The organism is Streptomyces sp. PT12, assembly GCF_003311645.1.
Classification (GTDB): Bacteria; Actinomycetota; Actinomycetes; order Streptomycetales; family Streptomycetaceae; genus Streptomyces.
Genome location: NZ_QEST01000167.1, coordinates 1 through 16,156, shown reverse-complemented (window position 1 = coordinate 16,156; position 16,156 = coordinate 1). Strand labels below are relative to the sequence as shown.

Annotated in this window: 19 protein-coding genes and 1 pseudogene; 10 read left to right on the top strand and 10 right to left on the bottom strand. The window is 70.7% G+C overall.

Features of this window, described 5'->3' with window-relative positions; all coding sequences use genetic code 11:
* Positions 1-33: 33 nt before the first annotated feature.
* From DEH69_RS18945 to DEH69_RS18910, 8 genes are all read right to left on the bottom strand, one after another.
* Positions 34-663 carry an AAA family ATPase gene (locus tag DEH69_RS18945; RefSeq protein ID WP_113688180.1) on the bottom strand — a complete coding sequence of 210 codons (630 nt, stop codon included), beginning with the start codon at positions 661-663 and terminating at the stop codon, positions 34-36.
* On the bottom strand, positions 660-1,337 hold the full coding sequence (locus DEH69_RS18940; protein WP_113688179.1) for an HAD family phosphatase: 678 nt from the start codon (positions 1,335-1,337) through the stop codon (positions 660-662). Before DEH69_RS18940 ends, DEH69_RS18945 begins: the two co-directional genes overlap by 4 nt.
* Before the next feature lie 78 nt (positions 1,338-1,415).
* Complete coding sequence (locus tag DEH69_RS18935) at positions 1,416-2,231, bottom strand: AfsA-related hotdog domain-containing protein (RefSeq protein WP_113688178.1); 816 nt, start codon at positions 2,229-2,231, stop codon at positions 1,416-1,418.
* 39 nt (positions 2,232-2,270) lie between these two features.
* Positions 2,271-2,489, bottom strand: coding sequence for a tautomerase family protein (locus tag DEH69_RS18930; protein ID WP_113688177.1), 219 nt, complete (start codon positions 2,487-2,489; stop codon positions 2,271-2,273).
* A gap of 121 nt (positions 2,490-2,610) precedes the next feature.
* Positions 2,611-3,513: a hypothetical protein gene (locus tag DEH69_RS18925; protein ID WP_113688176.1), complete on the bottom strand. Its 903-nt coding sequence runs from the start codon at positions 3,511-3,513 to the stop codon at positions 2,611-2,613.
* On the bottom strand, positions 3,506-4,126 hold the full coding sequence (locus DEH69_RS18920) for a hypothetical protein (RefSeq protein ID WP_113688175.1): 621 nt from the start codon (positions 4,124-4,126) through the stop codon (positions 3,506-3,508). Before DEH69_RS18920 ends, DEH69_RS18925 begins: the two co-directional genes overlap by 8 nt.
* A gap of 113 nt (positions 4,127-4,239) precedes the next feature.
* Positions 4,240-4,482, bottom strand: coding sequence for an acyl carrier protein (locus DEH69_RS18915; protein WP_113688174.1), 243 nt, complete (start codon positions 4,480-4,482; stop codon positions 4,240-4,242).
* Positions 4,483-4,752: 270 nt separating this feature from the next.
* Complete coding sequence (locus DEH69_RS18910) at positions 4,753-5,616, bottom strand: helix-turn-helix transcriptional regulator (protein WP_113688173.1); 864 nt, start codon at positions 5,614-5,616, stop codon at positions 4,753-4,755.
* A gap of 126 nt (positions 5,617-5,742) precedes the next feature.
* Between DEH69_RS18910 and DEH69_RS31615 the strand changes: the two genes are divergently transcribed.
* The 10 genes from DEH69_RS31615 (at position 5,743) to DEH69_RS18865 (ending at position 15,394) form a co-directional block, all read left to right on the top strand.
* Complete coding sequence (locus DEH69_RS31615; RefSeq protein ID WP_181727495.1) at positions 5,743-5,880, top strand: hypothetical protein; 138 nt, start codon at positions 5,743-5,745, stop codon at positions 5,878-5,880.
* A 73-nt stretch (positions 5,881-5,953) separates the two neighbouring features.
* Positions 5,954-6,727, top strand: a complete 774-nt coding sequence (locus DEH69_RS18905) for a thioesterase II family protein (RefSeq protein ID WP_258534765.1) — start codon at positions 5,954-5,956, stop codon at positions 6,725-6,727.
* A 130-nt stretch (positions 6,728-6,857) separates the two neighbouring features.
* Positions 6,858-7,676 carry a helix-turn-helix transcriptional regulator gene (locus tag DEH69_RS18900; protein ID WP_113688171.1) on the top strand — a complete coding sequence of 273 codons (819 nt, stop codon included), beginning with the start codon at positions 6,858-6,860 and terminating at the stop codon, positions 7,674-7,676.
* Positions 7,677-8,112: 436 nt separating this feature from the next.
* Entirely contained in the window at positions 8,113-9,123 is a 1,011-nt protein-coding gene (locus tag DEH69_RS18895; RefSeq protein WP_113688170.1) for a beta-ketoacyl-ACP synthase III, read from the top strand.
* A 55-nt stretch (positions 9,124-9,178) separates the two neighbouring features.
* Positions 9,179-9,832 carry an NADPH-dependent F420 reductase gene (locus tag DEH69_RS18890; RefSeq protein ID WP_113688169.1) on the top strand — a complete coding sequence of 218 codons (654 nt, stop codon included), beginning with the start codon at positions 9,179-9,181 and terminating at the stop codon, positions 9,830-9,832.
* 955 nt (positions 9,833-10,787) lie between these two features.
* Positions 10,788-12,650, top strand: a complete 1,863-nt coding sequence (locus DEH69_RS18885; protein WP_113688168.1) for a serine/threonine-protein kinase — start codon at positions 10,788-10,790, stop codon at positions 12,648-12,650.
* 405 nt (positions 12,651-13,055) lie between these two features.
* Entirely contained in the window at positions 13,056-14,072 is a 1,017-nt protein-coding gene (locus tag DEH69_RS31080) for a hypothetical protein (RefSeq protein ID WP_147255689.1), read from the top strand.
* Between the two features lie 62 nt (positions 14,073-14,134).
* The gene (locus DEH69_RS18875) at positions 14,135-14,419 is read left to right on the top strand and encodes a hypothetical protein (RefSeq protein ID WP_220131296.1); all 285 of its coding nucleotides are present in this window, start codon (positions 14,135-14,137) and stop codon (positions 14,417-14,419) included.
* Positions 14,420-14,471: 52 nt separating this feature from the next.
* Positions 14,472-15,011 (top strand): winged helix-turn-helix domain-containing protein, encoded by a 540-nt coding sequence (locus DEH69_RS18870; RefSeq protein ID WP_113688166.1) that lies wholly within the window; start codon positions 14,472-14,474, stop codon positions 15,009-15,011.
* On the top strand, positions 14,921-15,394 hold the full coding sequence (locus tag DEH69_RS18865; protein WP_113688165.1) for a transposase: 474 nt from the start codon (positions 14,921-14,923) through the stop codon (positions 15,392-15,394). Before DEH69_RS18870 ends, DEH69_RS18865 begins: the two co-directional genes overlap by 91 nt.
* A 15-nt stretch (positions 15,395-15,409) precedes the next feature.
* Here the strand turns inward: DEH69_RS18865 and DEH69_RS32860 are convergent, their stop codons facing one another.
* Together DEH69_RS32860 and DEH69_RS32855 are read right to left on the bottom strand one after the other, a co-directional pair.
* Positions 15,410-16,000, bottom strand: coding sequence for an IS5 family transposase (locus tag DEH69_RS32860; protein WP_181727494.1), 591 nt, complete (start codon positions 15,998-16,000; stop codon positions 15,410-15,412).
* Positions 16,001-16,026: 26 nt separating this feature from the next.
* A pseudogene (locus DEH69_RS32855) lies at positions 16,027-16,086 on the bottom strand (hypothetical protein); the annotation flags it as partial.
* Positions 16,087-16,156 lie beyond the last annotated feature (70 nt).

Sequence of the window (16,156 nt, the reverse complement as noted above, 5' to 3'; positions counted from 1 at the left end):
GAGCGCCCGAAGGGGCGGGCGCGGTGGAGTCGTTCACCAGCTCAGTACCTCCAGGACGGCCGCGGTGGCCCGGTCGACGTCAGGCTGCTCGCGCAGCAGCGTCACCGGCACCTCCCGCACTTCCTCAAGCAGCATCGTGCGCAGGCTCTTCTGGTACCGCTCGAAGCTCCCCCGGTCGCCCGGCACCCCGTCGTGTTCCAGGGCGTTGAGCCGCGTCCCTTCGCCGCTCCGCCGCCAGGCGGTCTCCGGGGAGACGTCGAGGAAGAGCACCCTGCGGGGCCGGGGGAAGGAACGCCACCAGGAGTACAGGCGCTCGTCCCTGACGCCGGCCAGCCGGCACTTCGCCAGGATCTTGTAGTAGTAGGAGTCCACCAGCACCGGCTGCCGCGGGTCGCCGTCCCGCAGCTGGTCCCTGATGTGCACCACGGCGGTCTGGAGCACGGCGGCCAGCAGGTCGGCGGAGTAGGCGTCGCCGAGGCCGGGCAGCAGGTGGTCGTGCAGGTCGCGGCGGAGCCGGGTGATCAGCGCGTGCTCGGGGGCGACGAACGCCCGGTCGGTGGAGACCAGCCGCCAGCCGGGCAGCGTCCGGGCCAGCCGCTCCATCACGGACGACTTGCCCGCCCCGTCGGGCCCGAGCAGCACCCAGAAGGCGGGCCCGGTCATCGCGCGGCCCGGCTCGCGGAGCGCCGCAGGCGTGCCCGCAGCTCGTTGTCACCCCCCACCACCACCGGGCGGCCCACCAGCTCCAGCATCGGCAGGTCGGAGACGTGGTCCCCGTAGCCCCAGCAGTCCGCCGGGTCGACCTCGGGGCGGGCCGCCAACGCGGCGGCGACGGCGGCCCGTTTTCCCTCGCCGATGACGGGGGTGACCACATCGCCGGTGTAACGGCCCCGCTCGGCGGTGGGGCGTGTGCACAGCACGGTGTCGGCCCCCACCTCCAGGGCCAGGGGCGCCAGGACCGGTGGGAACGAGCCGGAGACCAGCACCAGGGTGGCCCCGGCGGCCCGGTGCGCGTGAAGCGCCCGACGGGTCGGGCCGATGTAGAAGTCCCCGGGGGCTGAGGAGCGTTCGGCGAACCAGTCGGCGGCCAGCCGCTCGATGGCGGCCACCGACTCGCCCGCGTAGTGCTGGTAGTAGAACCGGTTGATCTCCGCGCGGGGCACGCCGTCGGCCGCCAGGCGGGCGATCCCGGCCATGATCCGGTCGTATTCCCGCTCGCCGGCCTCGCCCTTGCGGCGCACCAGCTGGTAGCGGAGGAAGTCGAACATGCTCTTGACGGTGATCAGCGTCTCGTCGACGTCGCTGAAGACGATGTAGGGGCGGTCCGTGTCTGGCATCTCCTGCGCTCCTCGGCACGACAGTGGGCGGCCCGTCGGGCCCTGGGCCGCCGCCATGGGCTCAGCGGTGCGTCGCGGTCACGAGGCGCGGACCCCGGAGGGCGCCGGCTCGGCGGCGGCCAGCCGCGCCGCGCTCTCCTTCAGGGACCGCCGCGCCGCGCGGGTCTCCTTGGTGTGCAGCACCTGGTTGTCGAAGGCGGTGAACCGCACATCGATCACGGCCGTCTCCGACTCGCCTTGCACCACGGTCAGTTCGCAGTGGAACACGGTACGGGTGCGGTGCGGGGAGCGGTGCGCGACGACGTGGCACCGCACCACCGCGGGCAGCGGGAAGAGGAAGCTGCCGTACCGGGTGGCGAAGGAGTCGATGACGAAGTAGCTGCGGCCGACCGCCTCGGGGGCGAGGTAGTGCTGCTCGGCTACCGCGATAAACATCTGCCGGCCAGCCTCCATCGCCAGCATGCCCTGGATGTGCTGGCCGGTGAGGTGGTCGGACATCACCTCGTTGCGGGCGTCCACCACCAGGTCGGACTCGAACCGGTCCGCGCCGACCCGGCGCGGCCGGGAGATCAGCACGTTCTCCGGGCGGTGCTTGTGCGCGATCTCCCGCCCGGCGAGGGCGCGCAGCGCCGTGTCGTCAAGCAGCACCCGGTCGGTCAGGCCGCGCCGGGCCAGGGCGTCGCGGACGTAGTCCACGTCGAACCGGGAGACCCCCTGGCCCGGGGTCACCACGACCTCGCCCGGCCCTTCGGGGAACTCCCCGTCGCTGATCAGGCGGACCAGTTCGGAGACGGTCCGCACGCCGTCGTGGTGGGCGAAGGCGCCGAACACGTCACCGACAAGGAACAGGGCCTGCCGCCCGGGGCCGGTGGTCTCCGCTATCTCGTGGGGCATGGCGTTCGGTCTCTCCCGTTCTCCGGTGGGGGGCGGGCGTCACTCGGACTGGCGGCGGCTGAGTTCGGGGAACTTCGGGTCGCTGCCCAGCGCCCCGCCCTCGGCCCAGCGGTTCCGCGGCACCTCCTGGATATAGACGGTGATCTTGTCAAGCGGCGCCCCGGTGACCCGCCGTACGGTGCGGGTCAGCTCCTCCAGGAGCTCCTGGCTCTGGGCGTCGTCCTGGCCGTCCCAGGTGGTGACGGAGATGATGGGCATGGAACCTCTCCTGTGCTCGCGCTGTGCGGGGATCGAGGTGCGGGGATCGAGGTGCGGGGATCGAGGTGCGGGACGTGAGCGGGCGGCGGCGCGCGTGAGCGGGCGGGGCCGCCCGGCCGGTTCAGGCCGGGGGCGCCTGGGTGGTGCGCAGCTCCTGGAAGGCCGGGCCGCGCAGCTTGAGGTGGGCGTGGATGTCGCCGCCGAGCCCGAACTCGCCGATGGCGCCGCCGTAGCTGCGCTGGTAGCTCATCCACAGCACGACCACGTTGATGATCCGGTTGGCGCCCGGCAGCTCGGGGTCGGGGAACGGGTTCGGCATCGTGGCGTGGTAGCTGCCCGAGCCCTCGGCGTCCGTGACGAACACGTTGGGCACGCCAAGCGGTCCTGGCCGGGTCGGCCCCGCCGGGTCCAGGTCGTGGGCGCGCAGCGACATCACGGTGTAGACGCTGTGCGGCACCAGCCGGGAGAAGACGAAGTCGAACGTCCCTGAGTGCCCGTCCTCGGTCACGCCCACGTCGAGGGTGCCGCTGCCGCGCATCCACTGCCCGAACGTCACCGGCTCGACGACCTTGGGGCCGTCCTCAGGGCGCAGGTCAGGGATCGGCACCTCGTGGAAGGCGTGGCTGGGCCGCTTGACCTGGTCGGCGTCGGGGAGCTGGTCCGGCGCGAACACCATCGGGTAGTTGTTGCAGGGCAGGGGCAGCGGCAACGTGTACAGCGCGATGTCCCGGTCCGCCCCCTCGGGGTCGGTGTCGAGTTCGCGCACCACCGTGTAGGGGGCGAGGCGGCCGAACGCGGGCACCGGGCTGTCGGGGGAGACCACCGCCGCGCCCCACTCCGGCACCGTCCGCCCGTCGGGCGTCGCCCGGGGGATCATGCCGACCACCAGGAAGTCGCCGTTGCCGTCCATGACCTCGCTCGGCGGGTACAGCGGTCCCTGCGTGGTGAGGCTGAGCCGGTGGGTCTCCCGCCGACTGGGGGTCGCGGGCGCGCCCGGGGCGGTCGCGGCGCCGGACTCAGCCATCGGCCCGCTGGTAGAGGCGGGTGTACAGGCCGCTCTCGCCACCGACGATGAAGCGGTCGCCTGCCTGCTGGACGATCTCCTGGTACCGGGGCGAGGTGAAGACCGCCTGATACTCCTCCGGCGCGACATCGAAGCCCGACACGAACATCACGCCCGGCTCGGAGCTGACCAGCGAGTGGTAGGCCAGGAAGGCCGTCACCTCGGCCGCGCCGCGCACCACATCGAAGATGGTGTTCTCGCGCCACGCGCGGTAGTCGGCGTACTCGCGCGGCTTGACCTCGATGTGCCGCAGCTGGAGGTAGCGGGTGGTGGGCACAGGCTCGGCGGTGTCCTTGGGCGCCTCGACGAACTCGAGCAGCTGACGCCTGAAGTCGGTGACGAGATCGGCGGAGACGCCCTCCCAGAGCTTCTGCCAGCCCTTGGTGAGGGCGGCCAGCTCGGCGAGGTCGCCGACCGGGGTGACCTCAAGCAGGTTGTCGCCCTCGACGCTCCGGTAGAGGGCCCGGCCGGGCACCGGCTCCTTCTGGTTCAGCGCGCTCCACTCGGCGAGTACCTGGTCGGCCTTGCCGGGGGCCACGGCGACTTCGTTGAGAACGAGCAGGGGGGAAGACACGGGCTTTCCTCTCGCTTGAAACGTCCTTGACGACACGACCGGCCGCACGTGGGCCGTGCTTCGGGGTGAGGGCTGGGCGCGGTGGGGGTGGTGAGCGAAGCGGGGGTGGTGGCTCAGGCGGCGGGAACGCCCATGCCCTCCAGCACGGCCGCCGCCTCGGCGACGGTCTGCTCGGGGACGAGGTCACCACTTTCGATCGCGATGCCGAACGACTTCTGGAGGCGCAGCGCGAGTTCCTCCAGCAACAGCGAGTCGATCTCCATGGCCTCGAAAGTGGTCTCCGGCGTGACGTCCGCCGTGGGAACGGCCAGTTCCCCCAGGACCGCGATGATGCGACTTTCGATCGAATTACCCATTGCTTCCTCCGCGATTCACTGGGACCGTCGACTGCCGATGAGTTCCGAGGCCCCGGACGGCGCCGTGACGCCGTCGTGCGAGAAGAACTGCCGCGGGGACGCACCACACTGTGTGAACGGCTGGTTTCCCGGGGCGTGGCATGTGTAGCAGTCGGGAATCCTCCGCGTCCCACGCGTTCATCCTGGGATATCGGCACAGGCCGAGGAAGTGTCTCCTCATCATGGTGGTGTGAACACCACCCCGGGGGAGCGCGCCGCCCGGCGTACGGCTCAGCGGGCCTTGGCGTGCGCGTCGGCCAGCTCCCGGGCCGGCGCGGCGGGCTTCTTCGCTCCCGTGGGGGAGAGGTAGAGGACCATCAGGCTCTCCGGCAGCTCCGGCACCCGCATCACCACCCGGTCGAAGACCACCACCCCGGCCTCGGGCAGGGCGATCCGGCGCACGTTCTGGCTGGGCTCGTCCACCTGGTGGCAGTCCCACAACTCGGCGAAGCGCGGGCTGCGTTCGCCGAGCCGCTCGGCGATCCGGCCGAACTCGCGGTCCTCGGGGAAGCGGGCCGACTGGGCCCGGAACTGGGCGACCAGCCCCCGCCCCACCTGGTCGGTGTCCGGGTACTTTCCGCGGGTGGCGGGGTCGGTGAAGAACTTCACCAGGCAGTTGTGGCCGCGCGGCGCGATGCGGAAGACGGTGTGGGCGGAGGAGTTGGCGAGCTGGATGCCGCCGTAACGGTCGGTGAGGTAGGTGGGGTTGAACGACCAGCCCTCGACCAGCGCGCGCATCCGGGCCTGGTCGCCGCCGCGGCCGCGCCGCTCGGGCCGGGGAGCGGGGTTGTGCCCGGTCAGCCGGTAGAAGTAGGCGCGCTCGGTGTCCTCAAGCCGGAGCGCGTTGCTGACGGCGTTCACGATGCCCTCGGAGACGTTGATGTCACGCCCCTGTTCGAGCCAGGTGTACCAGGACACCCCCACCCCGGCCAGGGCGGCGACCTCCTCGCGCCGCAGGCCCGGCGTCCTGCGTCGCTCGGCGTGGACCAGCCCGACCTCCTCGGGCGCTATCCGTGCTCTTCGGGTCCGCAGGAAATGCCGGAGCTTCGCGCGCCGTAGGAGCCCGGACACCGGGGGGGACGAGGTTGCCTGCATGAATCGATCTCTCTCCTTCCACTCGCCACCGGTCACATGACCGCGGACCGGAAGCGTCAAGCTTCTGCAAAATTCCGCTGGGTTCGACGTCGAACCCACCGAAGGACCTGAAGAAGTTGTCGCGCGATGGCCGGAAACGCCTTTGGCTTCGCCATCGGACGGCCATGCGAACGGGGAAGGCTCTGGAAGAACGGCTGGTGCTCGTCGTTCCGCACTTCCGTGTCGACCCGGCTCGCCGCCATCGATCCGATTATCGGTGATTGATTCTGCTGGTGGTGGCACCACCCTGTTCAGGACACACTCCCTTCCGCTCGATACCGGCCGCAGAATGGCGGACATGGTGCACACGGTGCGGAGCGTCCCGGTGGGGACGGCGACGGGAACGGCGGACGACCCGCGGGCGGGAACCGCCCGGCTGCGCCTGTTCTGCTTCCACCACGCGGGCGGCAGCCCCTGGTCGTTCGCCGGTTGGGGACGACGGCTCGGCCTCGGAGCCGAGGTGGTGCCGGTGACCCTGCCGCCTCGCTCGGTTACCGAAGTCCCCGGCGCCGTCAGCACCATGGACGCGCTGGTGCGTGAGGTGACACGGCAGCTGACCCCCTTCCTGGCCGAGCGCTACGCCTTCTACGGTCACAGCATGGGGGCGCTCGTCGCGTACGGCGTCGCCCAACGGCAGGCCGCCGAGGGGCGACGCGTGCCGGACCGGCTGGTGGTCGGCGCCCACCGAGCGCCACATCTCCCACCCGCGCTCCCCCCGAACGTAGGTCCATCGGATCGCGCGGTGCTCGAGCTGCTATTGGGTCTGGGTGGAGCCGGCCGGTTACTCAGGGAGAACCCGAGGCGGATACGGGCCGTCACCACCCGGCTCAGGGAGGACCTGCGGGTCTGTGCCACCTACCGCCATCCGGCCGGGCACCGTCCGCTGCCCAGCCCCATCCACGTGCTCTTCGGCACCCACGACCCGCTGGTCTCCGCCGAGGACGCGGCCGCCTGGCGGGCGCACACCAGCGCCCGGTTCACCCTGCGGGCCCTCCCCGGCGGTCACTTCTTCCCCCAGGACGACAAGGAGCTGTTCTTCGCCGAGCTGAGCCGCGTGCTCGGCACCGCGTGAAGGCTGACTGAACGTCAGTTCACCTGCGCGAAACGAGACTAGAGCCGATCGCGGGGCTCGGCGAACCAAACCGGCAGTGGTGTGATCCTCACCGCTGACACCCGGGACGGGCGGTCCTAGATTCGGCTCCATGGACGCCACGCTCTCCAGGACCGACCGCAAGCTGAAGCGGCGCAGCGAGCTGACGCACTTCTTGCGCACACGTCGCGCCGGGCTCTCCCCCGCGGACGTCGGGCTGGCGGCGAGAGGGCAGCGCGCCAGGGCCGGCCTCCGCAGGGAGGAGGTCGCGGTCCTCGCCGGGGTGAGCGCGTCCTGGTACGCGTGGCTGGAACAGGGCCGCCCCATCAGGGTCTCGGACGGGGTGCTTGACGCGGTAAGCCGCGCCCTGCGGCTGACCGAGCGGGAGCGGGTGCACCTGTACCGGCTCGCCGAGGCCAACCCGCCGTTGCCCGCGTCCAGCGCCGAGACGCCGACCGCCGACGTGTACCAACGCGTCGTCGACGCCCAGCTGCTTGGCCCCTCGTGCGTCATCGACCGGCACTGGGAGATCCTCGCCGCCAACCAGCTCGCCGCCGACGTGCTCGGGCTGGTTGGCGGCGCCAACCACAACTTCCTGACCAGCCTGTTCACGGGGACGCACGGCGAGAAGTACCGCGACCTGCCGCGGGTCACCCGGGAGATGACGGCCCGCTTCAGGCTCCAGGCTTCCTACGCCGCCGACGACCCGCGCTATGAGCGGATAGCGGACCAACTGGTCCAGTGCGACCAGCGGTTCGCCGCCCTGTGGAACCGGCACGAGGTGGCGGAGTTCGAGCCGACGCCGGTCGAGGTGACCCACCCGGACGGCGGCGTCCGGTCCTATGTCCTGTTCACCATGGACCTGGACGAGGCGGCAAGCAACCGGCTGCTGGTCTATCTGCCCCCGGAGGCCGCGCCGCTCGCCGCCTGAGCACGCGTCGAACCCCGCAGCGCCGGAACGCCCGCGACCGCCCGCCGGTCGCGGGCGTCGTCGTACGCCGCTTCCCACGCGCCCAGCGCACGCCGCTTCCCGCGCCCTCGGATGCTGGTGGTCCCGCCACCACCGGGGGTACCCACCGGGTCAGCAACGTCTGGTTGCCGCCCCGTCACCGTCGGATAATCGTTCCACGGCGCGGCGACGGCACGGTCGTCGGCTCCGCGCCGTCCGCGATGGGCAGCGCCGGTGCCCCCCGTCGGCCACGCCCGTCGGCGTCCACCCGGACCACGCCCCACCGCCACCCCCCACGGGGATGGCCGCTCCACCGTGCCCTGTGGCGGCACCCCGTACCGGCCACGTACCGGCAACCAGGGAGGCTTCCGTTGTCCAAGGTCACCACCCCACCCGCCGCGGCACGGCGGACCGTCCGATGAGCGGCGCCGCCGTCCTCGCCGGGCTCGGCACCTTCGTCCCGCCCCGCGTCGTGACCAATGACCAGCTGTCGCTCACCCTCGACACCTCCGACGAGTGGATCCGCACCAGGACCGGCATCACCCAACGGCACTGGGTTGACCCCGGGACCGCGACCGGCGACCTCGCCGTCGAGGCGGGCCGACGCGCCCTGACCGCCGCCGGCAGTGACGCCGTCGACCTGGTGGTGCTCGCCACCACCACCCCGGACCACCCCTGCCCGGCCACGGCACCCGAGGTCGCCGCGCGGCTCGGCCTGCCCCATGTCGCGGCGTTCGACCTGGCCGCCGTGTGCAGCGGCTTCGTCTACGCGCTGGCCACCGCGGCAGGCGCCATCGCCGCCCGCACCGCCACCCGCGTCCTGGTCATCGGCGCGGAGACCTACTCCACCATCCTCGACCCGGAGGACCGTACCACCTCCGTCATCTTCGGCGACGGCGCCGGCGCCGTCGTGCTGCGCGCCGGCGAACCCGAAGAGCCCGGGGCGCTGCTCGCCCACGACCTGGGCAGCGACGGCTCGTTGAAGGACCTCATCACCGTCCCGGGCGGCGGCTCGCGGCTGCCGCCCACCGCCGCGGAGAAGCCGGGCCCTCGCCCCGCCGACTCCTACTTCCAGATGCAGGGCCGACCGGTGTTCCGGCACGCCGTCACGCGGATGGCCGCCTCCTCGCAGGCGGTGCTTGACCGCGCGGGCTGGTCGGCGGACTCGGTCGCCCGGTTCGTGGGCCACCAGGCCAACGTCCGCATTCTGCACGCCGTCGCCGACCAACTCGGCATGGCCAGGGACCGGGTCGTTGTCAACCTCGACCGGGTCGGCAACACCTCCGCCGCCTCCATCCCGTTGGCGCTCGCCCACGCCGCAACCGAGGGACTTCTCGCCCCGGGCGAGAAGGTCCTGCTGAGCGCCTTCGGCGGCGGCGTGACCTGGGGGTCGACCGCGCTGGTCTGGCCCGACATCCCCGTCGGCTGAGGCCGCGCCCCCTCGTTCACCACCGCACCTTCCCACCGCACCCGAGGAGCCCAAGATGACCGCGTCCCTGCCACCCCTGTCCATTGCCGTCCTGGGCGCCGGCAACATCGGTCGGCCGCTCGCCCGGCACTGGCTGGCGGCCGGGCACACGGTGGCCATCGGCTCCCGCGCCCCGGGCGAGGCGACCGGCCTCGCCACCCCGGCCGGTGCGCCGGTCACCACCGTCGGCCACGCCGAGGCCGTCGACGCCGCCGATGTCGTCCTGCTGTCCGTCCCGCACCCGGCCCTTGATGAGGTGCTGGACAGGCTGGCCGACCGGCTGGCGGGGAAGACCGTGATCGACGCCACCAGCCCCATCGGCCTGTCGGACGACGGCCACTTCGTCTCCCAGCAGGGCCCAGGCGTCACCCAGGGCAGCTGGACCGCCAAGCGGCTGCCGAGCAGCGCCGTCGCCCGCGCCTTCACCCACTTCCCCGACGAACTGCTGTGGTCACGCGGCACCAAGCAGCCGCACTTCTGGGGCATGGGCCTGGCCGCCGACGACGCCGACGCGCGCCGGACCACCGAAACCCTGGTCCACGACGCCGGGTTCACCCCCGTCTGGCTCGGCGGCCTCGACGCGTCCGCCGCCCTCGACCCGGGCGGCGCGCTCTTCGGCTACTTCTCGACCGCCGCAGGACTGCGCACCGCCGCCGGCCTGGACCGCTGACCCACCCCGCGACTCGGTCGGCGTCCCGCCGCCGGCGACCGCCGACACCACCCGATGGGGTGAACTGCCCGTCCACACCGCCACACCGGAGGCGGGCAGGTACCGGACGAACTCCGGCACCGTCCACGACAAGCGGTGTGCGGTGTGCGGGGGGGCGCGGCGGGGGAGGTCAGGGTGGTTCCCCGCTGCCCGGCGCCGGTGAAGATTCCGCGCGAGCGCCTCGCCGGCCAAGGCCCCAGGGACGCGGCCCCGCTGTTCCGGGGGGAGCGGGGCGACCGGCTGATCGGCTCGGTGGTCCGCCGCGCCTGGGCCGGGCCCGCGACTCCCTCGGCAGACCCTCACGAAGCATCGAGGCTACGTCGATGGCTCCTTGGCGGGCGGGTCTTCCACAGGGCGGACCAGCACCCGGTAGGTGGCGACGACGCCCGGGGAGTGGAGGGGCGGTGATACGCACCTGGTGGTGTCCGACGGGGTCGCCGGCGTGGAGCGGGGGCGCGGTCGCCTTTCCGCTGGTGTCCGTCCTCAGCTCGCCGTGGGTGCGGCGGCCCTCTCCGGTGGCGAAGTACAGGTCGTTGTCGGGGCGGACGGAGAACACGACCGGGGCGCCGGGAACGAGCCGCCCCCGGACGGGCCTCGACGGCCAGCCCGCCGCCTCCGGGGGCCCAGGACGTCACCGGGGCGTCCCTCGTAGTCGTCGCCGAAGCCGCTGAGCGTCTGGACCGCGGGGGGCGGTCCTTCTTCCGCTGTGCTGCGACGATGGGGGAGACGAGCCACGCATGGGCGTGGCTGCCGCCGTGCCAGCGGTACTGGAGGACCAGGTTGTCGGCGTCCTTGTCCAGGACCTTTCCGCTGGGGTCTGTCCAGTGATGATCCAGGCAAACACTCACTGCCACCACCGACTACGGATCAGGTCAGCGGGCTGCCAGGGGCGTGGACAGGCGCGTACGCTTCGATCGTGGTCGATGGTGAGAGCGGACAGGTCTTGGATGGGCGTTTCGAGCTGGTGGAACGGCTGGGCAGCGGGGGGATGGGCACGGTGTGGCGCGCACGGGACCTCGCGTTGCAACGGGAGGTTGCGGTCAAGCAGGTCCACCCACTCGCTCCGGAACTGGCTCCGGACCCGACACTGCGCGAGCGTGTGCTGCGCGAGGCGCGGGCTCTGGCTCGGCTCAATCACCCGCACGTGGTGACGATCCATCACATCATTGACGTGGGCGAGGGGTTCTACCCCTGGCTCGTCATGGAACTGGTGACGGGTGGGAGCCTGGCGAAAGTGCTGGACAACGAGGGCTCGCTGGAACCACGGGAAGCCGCCCGGATCGGCCGCCAGGTGCTGGCCGCGTTGCGCGCCGCGCATGACGCCGGCATCTTGCACCGCGATGTGAAGCCCGCCAACGTGCTGCTGCGGCCGAACGGCGAGGCGGTGCTCACCGACTTCGGTATCGCCGCTCTCCAGCGCACCGATGCGGTGGATCCCGCTGCTAGAACCGCGCCGTTGACGGCGACTGGTGAGTTCATCGGCACGCCCGATTATCTCGCGCCTGAACGTATCCGGGGTGTGGATGACAGTCCAGCCTCGGATCTGTGGTCGCTGGGCATGATGCTGTACGTCTGTGTCGAGGGTCACAACCCGATGCGCCGGCCGACGGCACTGGCCACTGTGGCGGCCGTCATCGACGGCACGGTGCCGCCGCCTGTCCAGGCAGGGACCTTGACCCCAGTGCTGAAGGCGCTTCTTGTACCTGACCCGGCCGCGCGGCCCGCGGCCGAACGGCTCGATGTGATGTTGGCCAACGCGGAGGCCAGCACGGTCCCGACCGCTCGGTTTCCCGCGGCCGGCGGGCGCCCCCCGACCATGAGGGCGACGATTCGGGTGCCGGAACGGGAACCTCATACACCGTCCACTGTGCGGCCGTCGCGTCGACGAAAGCGGTCCTGGCTGACCGCTGGAGCCACGGTGGCGGCCACCGTGCTGGTCGTGGCCACGACATATGTACTGACCTCTCGCGGCGGTGGAACGGAGGCGGACGGGGACACTGGTGAGGACACCAGCACAGGCAGCCAGAACGAACTCGGCCTCTACCAGCCAGGGACTCTCACGGTCGCTATGTACGCGGACCCAGCCGCAGCCGGCGACGTCCCCGGGCTCACCCCTGGGGAGGACGGTGGCCTCCAACCGGATCTGGCCTACGCGCTGGGCGAGCAACTCGGCCTGCAGGTGGAGATCGTCGACGCCGACACCCCAAGCGAGATGGTCGCCGGTCTCCTGTCCCGGCCCCGCGGGGATAGGCCCCAACGATTTGACGTGGCCATGCCGGTGCAGGACGTTGCGTACTTCGACAGGAGCGACCGGGCACATGTCGATCTCATCCACTACTTCGACTACGGGTACGCGGTTTACACCTGGCGAGAAGCGTCCCAGGATATCCAGTCGTGGGCCGACCTCTGCGGCATGGAGATCGACGTCGACGACGAGTACGCAGCCGCGGTCGAGGAGCGGTCCTACGAGGTGTGCGGTTCGCGTCCGATTGAGGTGCGAACCGGCCCTCTTGGCGACGTGGACGCGGTGATCACTGGTCTTCCGTGGGCCGTCAATAGTGCGCGGGACTCCGAAGGTGAGATCCACCTGTCCGACGGTGATCTGACCGAGGACCTCCCGATGGCCATGTTCGTGGGCGACGCCAACCCCGATTTGCGGGACGCTCTTCTGGAAGCCCTCGGCGCGCTGATCGACAGTGGCGAGTATGGCGACATCCTGGCCGACTGGGGGCTTGAGGACGGTGCCGTCACGACGGCCCAACTCATCAGCGGTTCCTGACCCCGACGGGTCGTCACTCGCAGGACGGCCATGGGGGCCGGATGTTGTTGTCATTTTCGGTCGCGCTGTGAGCTGCGGGTCTGTGGTTGTTTCCCCAGTGGCTTGTCGCGGGTCGTTTCGTCGTTTGTTCGGCCGTTGGTGCGGTGTTGGAGTTCGTGGGTGGCTGCTCGGCGTCCGTCGGGTGTCAGGGCGTAGTAGAGGCGGCGTCGGCCTTGGCCTCGTCCTTCGGGTGCGCGGCTGAGCCCGCTGGTGTCGTCTTCGAGGCGGCTGGTGAGCCAGCCTGCTCGCTCGAATCGGCGTAGCCGTGGGGAGAGGCCGCTTTGGCCTAGGCCGGTGCGGGTGCTGAGCTGGGCCGCGTAGAACTCCTCGTCGTGGTGGTCGAGAAGGTCTCGCAGGACCGGGCATATGGTCTGGAACCGGCGTGCCAGGAAGACGCGGGGTGGCAAGAACAATCCGGTCGGGGAATGGGTGTGGTCGCCGCGGCCGACCCATCCGCCGCTTGTCTCCCTTGACGCCTTTGTCGGCGTTCAGTCCGTCGCGGAGCGGCGTGAACGCTCACGCAGCGAGCCTGGCCCGAACATCGAGCACCCGCAGACAGCCCGCACGTACCCCCTGCGCTCGTTCCTGTTCTGCGCTATCTGCAACCGACGCATGTTCGGTAAGAGCGGACGAGACACCAGCTTCTATGCTTGCGCACCCAAGCCCGGCTATATCGGGGAGAACCATCCCAAAAGCCTGTGGATCAAAGAAGCTCATCTCCTGGACGCCGTTCACGTGTTCTTCGCAGAACGCGTCTTCGGGCCGGACCGGCGCGAGGCCCTCGCTGCGGCACTGCCCGAGTCCGGCGCGGCGGAGAGGCGCCGCCACGAGGAGCGCGAGAAAGCCCTGTGTGCGGCGCTCGCCGAGCTGGCTCGGCGTCGCGATCGCCAGTTCCACGCCCTAGAGCTGGCCGAGGATCCAGACCGGCGCTTCGTGCAGGGCGTCCAAGCGCGGGTCGCCGAACTCGACCAGCGGATCAGGGGCAAGAAGGGCGAGATCGACGATCTCCGCCGCGCCGCACCGCCCCGCCAGGATCCCGCCCTCATCGACGCCCTGCCCGTCGGGGCGTGCGAGGTCGCGGCCCTCCCGGACGCCATGCGCAGACGCGTGTTCGAGGCATTCCGGCTTCAGATCCGCTACGACAAGGTCACCACTACAGCACATTGCCGGGTGATTCTCTGCGCCGACACCATCGCCGCGACAGCCCAGACCGCCCAAGACGCCATGAGCGTGGGGCGGCCCGGTGCGGTGTCGCTTCCCCTCTGTGTGGTGCCCCCGGCAGGACTACCAACAGAAGGTAGAAGGTCTGACCAGCAGTTTTTCACCGGCCGCCTCGTGATCGAAGGGCGATTTGAACCTTCTGCCCCGAAGGGGGTGCGGTGATGCCCACGACTACCTCAACCGGCCCGCCTTCATCGACCGGCCACGCGATGGTGATGCGGTCGGTGACCCTCATCATGGCGACGGTGATCGGCCTGACGTTCCTGTTCGGGTTCGGCAACGTGTTGGCGCTGGGTCTGCGGCTCGGGGTGCCGGCCTACGTCGCCCCGCTGGTCGCACCGGCGGTGGACCTGTCGGTTCTCGGGCTGCTACTGGGGGTCCGGTACCTGGCGCTGAACGGCGCCTCGCGCGAGGAGATCCGCCCCGCCCGCAGGCTGCTGATCCTGGCCAGCGTGATGACGCTGGCGTTGAACATCACCGAGCCGCTGTTACTGAACTTGATTGGGTGATGTCGGGGCGTTCGCCTGACGTGCGGGGACGGGCCTGTGTAGATCCTTGAGTGTGAGGTATGCGCAGGGCGGCGGGCTGACCGACGCCGGGAGGGCTGTGAGGGAACGGGTTCGGCTGGAGGCCGTGGCCCGTTTCGAGGCCGGGGAGACGACCAGCACGATCGCTGTCACGCTGCGGGTGAGTGAGCGGTCGGTGGAGCGCTGGCGCCGTGCATGGCGCGAGCACGGGTCCGCGGGGGTGCTCTCCAGGGGCTCTCCGGGACGTCCCCGGCTCGGTGAGGAGCAGATAGCACGGCTGGAGCGGGAGTTGGAACGCGGGCCGCTGGCTCATGGCTGGGAGGACCAGCGCTGGACCCTCTCCCGGGTCAAGACGTTGATCGGACGGCTGTTCCACGTCAGCTACACCGTGGAGGGCGCCTGGCGGCTGCTGAAGCGGCACGGCTGGTCGTGCCAGCAGCCCGCGCGCCGGGCAGTCGAGCGGGACGAGACGGCTGTTGAGGTGTGGCGCAAGGAGGTCTGGCCAGAGGTAAAGGGACAGCGGCGGTCCGCGGCGCCTGGGTTGTTTTCGAGGACGAAGCCAGCCAGTCGCTGAGGCCGCCGCGTGCCAGAACCTGGGGCCGGCGCGGCCACACTCCGGTGGTCAGGGTTCGGGGCCGGGGGTCCGGCCGGATCTCGATGGCCGGGATGTCCTGCTACAGAACCGGCCAGCGGTCCCGGCTGATCTACCGCTCCCGCCTCCACCGGGGCCGCAGGGGCGAGCCGAAGGGCTTCACCTGGCGCGACTACCGCGACCTGATCGTCCGGGCCCGCATCCAGCTCGGCGGACCGGTCGTGCTGGTGTGGGACAACCTCGCCGCCCATAAGATGCCGCAGCTCAAGGCGTTCTTCGAGGCCAGCGCCGACTGGCTGACCGTCTTCTACTTGCCCTCCTACGCTCCCGACCTCACCGCAAGAGGGCATCTGGTCACAGGTTAAGAGCTCGTAACACGATCATGGTGTGTGGTGTTTCAGGCGTCGCCAGCAGATGAGGCCGCTGGCGAGTGAGACGAGGGCGTTGTGTAGGTCGAGTCGGCGTTCCCAGCGGATGGTGAGGCGTTTGAACTGGTGGAGGAGGGCGAAGGTTTGCTCGACGACGTAGCGGAGCTTGCCCAGGCCCTTGATGTTCGGGCTTCCCTTGCGGGAGATGACGGGCAGGATGCGGCGTTTCCGCAGTTCACGGCGGTTGGGGTCGCTGTCGTATCCCTTGTCGCCCAAGAGGGCGTCAGGGCGCTTGCGCGGGTGTCCGACTCGACCGGCGACGGGCGGGACGCCGTCGACCAGGGCGAGGGTCTGCGTGACGTCGTTGACGTTGGCGGCGGTGGTGATCGCCTTCAGCGGTGTGCCGTTCCCGTCGCAGATGAGGTGGTGCTTGCTGCCGGTTTTGCCCCGGTCGACTGGCGACGGGCCGGTCGCCTCGCCCCCTTTTTCGCCTTCACGTGGGAGGCATCCACGCAGGCTCGCGTCCAGTCGATCTTCCCGGCCGCGTTCAACTCGGCCAGGAGTATGCGGTGCAGCTGGTCGAAAACGCCGGCCTCGTGCCACCGGCCCAACCTGCGCCAGCAGGTCTGACCGGAGCCGAAGCCCAGTTCCAGGGGCAGTTGCTGCCAGGAGATCCCGGTGTACAGCACGAACAGGATGCCTTGTGTCGGCGACGTGTGAATCGTGACCCACTTCCGGCGGGTGAAAGGTGACCCCGCT

Coding starts and splice junctions, on each gene's coding strand:
- DEH69_RS31080 (WP_147255689.1), top strand. CDS start 13,056: ATGGTCTGGAACCGGCGTGCCAGGAAGACGCGGGGTGGCAAGAACAAT.
- DEH69_RS18945 (WP_113688180.1), bottom strand. CDS start 663: ATGACCGGGCCCGCCTTCTGGGTGCTGCTCGGGCCCGACGGGGCGGGC.
- DEH69_RS18915 (WP_113688174.1), bottom strand. CDS start 4,482: ATGGGTAATTCGATCGAAAGTCGCATCATCGCGGTCCTGGGGGAACTG.
- DEH69_RS18900 (WP_113688171.1), top strand. CDS start 6,858: ATGGACGCCACGCTCTCCAGGACCGACCGCAAGCTGAAGCGGCGCAGC.
- DEH69_RS18925 (WP_113688176.1), bottom strand. CDS start 3,513: ATGGCTGAGTCCGGCGCCGCGACCGCCCCGGGCGCGCCCGCGACCCCC.
- DEH69_RS18935 (WP_113688178.1), bottom strand. CDS start 2,231: ATGCCCCACGAGATAGCGGAGACCACCGGCCCCGGGCGGCAGGCCCTG.
- DEH69_RS18940 (WP_113688179.1), bottom strand. CDS start 1,337: ATGCCAGACACGGACCGCCCCTACATCGTCTTCAGCGACGTCGACGAG.
- DEH69_RS18905 (WP_258534765.1), top strand. CDS start 5,954: ATGGTGCACACGGTGCGGAGCGTCCCGGTGGGGACGGCGACGGGAACG.
- DEH69_RS18895 (WP_113688170.1), top strand. CDS start 8,113: ATGAGCGGCGCCGCCGTCCTCGCCGGGCTCGGCACCTTCGTCCCGCCC.
- DEH69_RS18930 (WP_113688177.1), bottom strand. CDS start 2,489: ATGCCCATCATCTCCGTCACCACCTGGGACGGCCAGGACGACGCCCAG.
- DEH69_RS31615 (WP_181727495.1), top strand. CDS start 5,743: ATGGCCGGAAACGCCTTTGGCTTCGCCATCGGACGGCCATGCGAACGG.
- DEH69_RS18910 (WP_113688173.1), bottom strand. CDS start 5,616: ATGCAGGCAACCTCGTCCCCCCCGGTGTCCGGGCTCCTACGGCGCGCG.
- DEH69_RS18890 (WP_113688169.1), top strand. CDS start 9,179: ATGACCGCGTCCCTGCCACCCCTGTCCATTGCCGTCCTGGGCGCCGGC.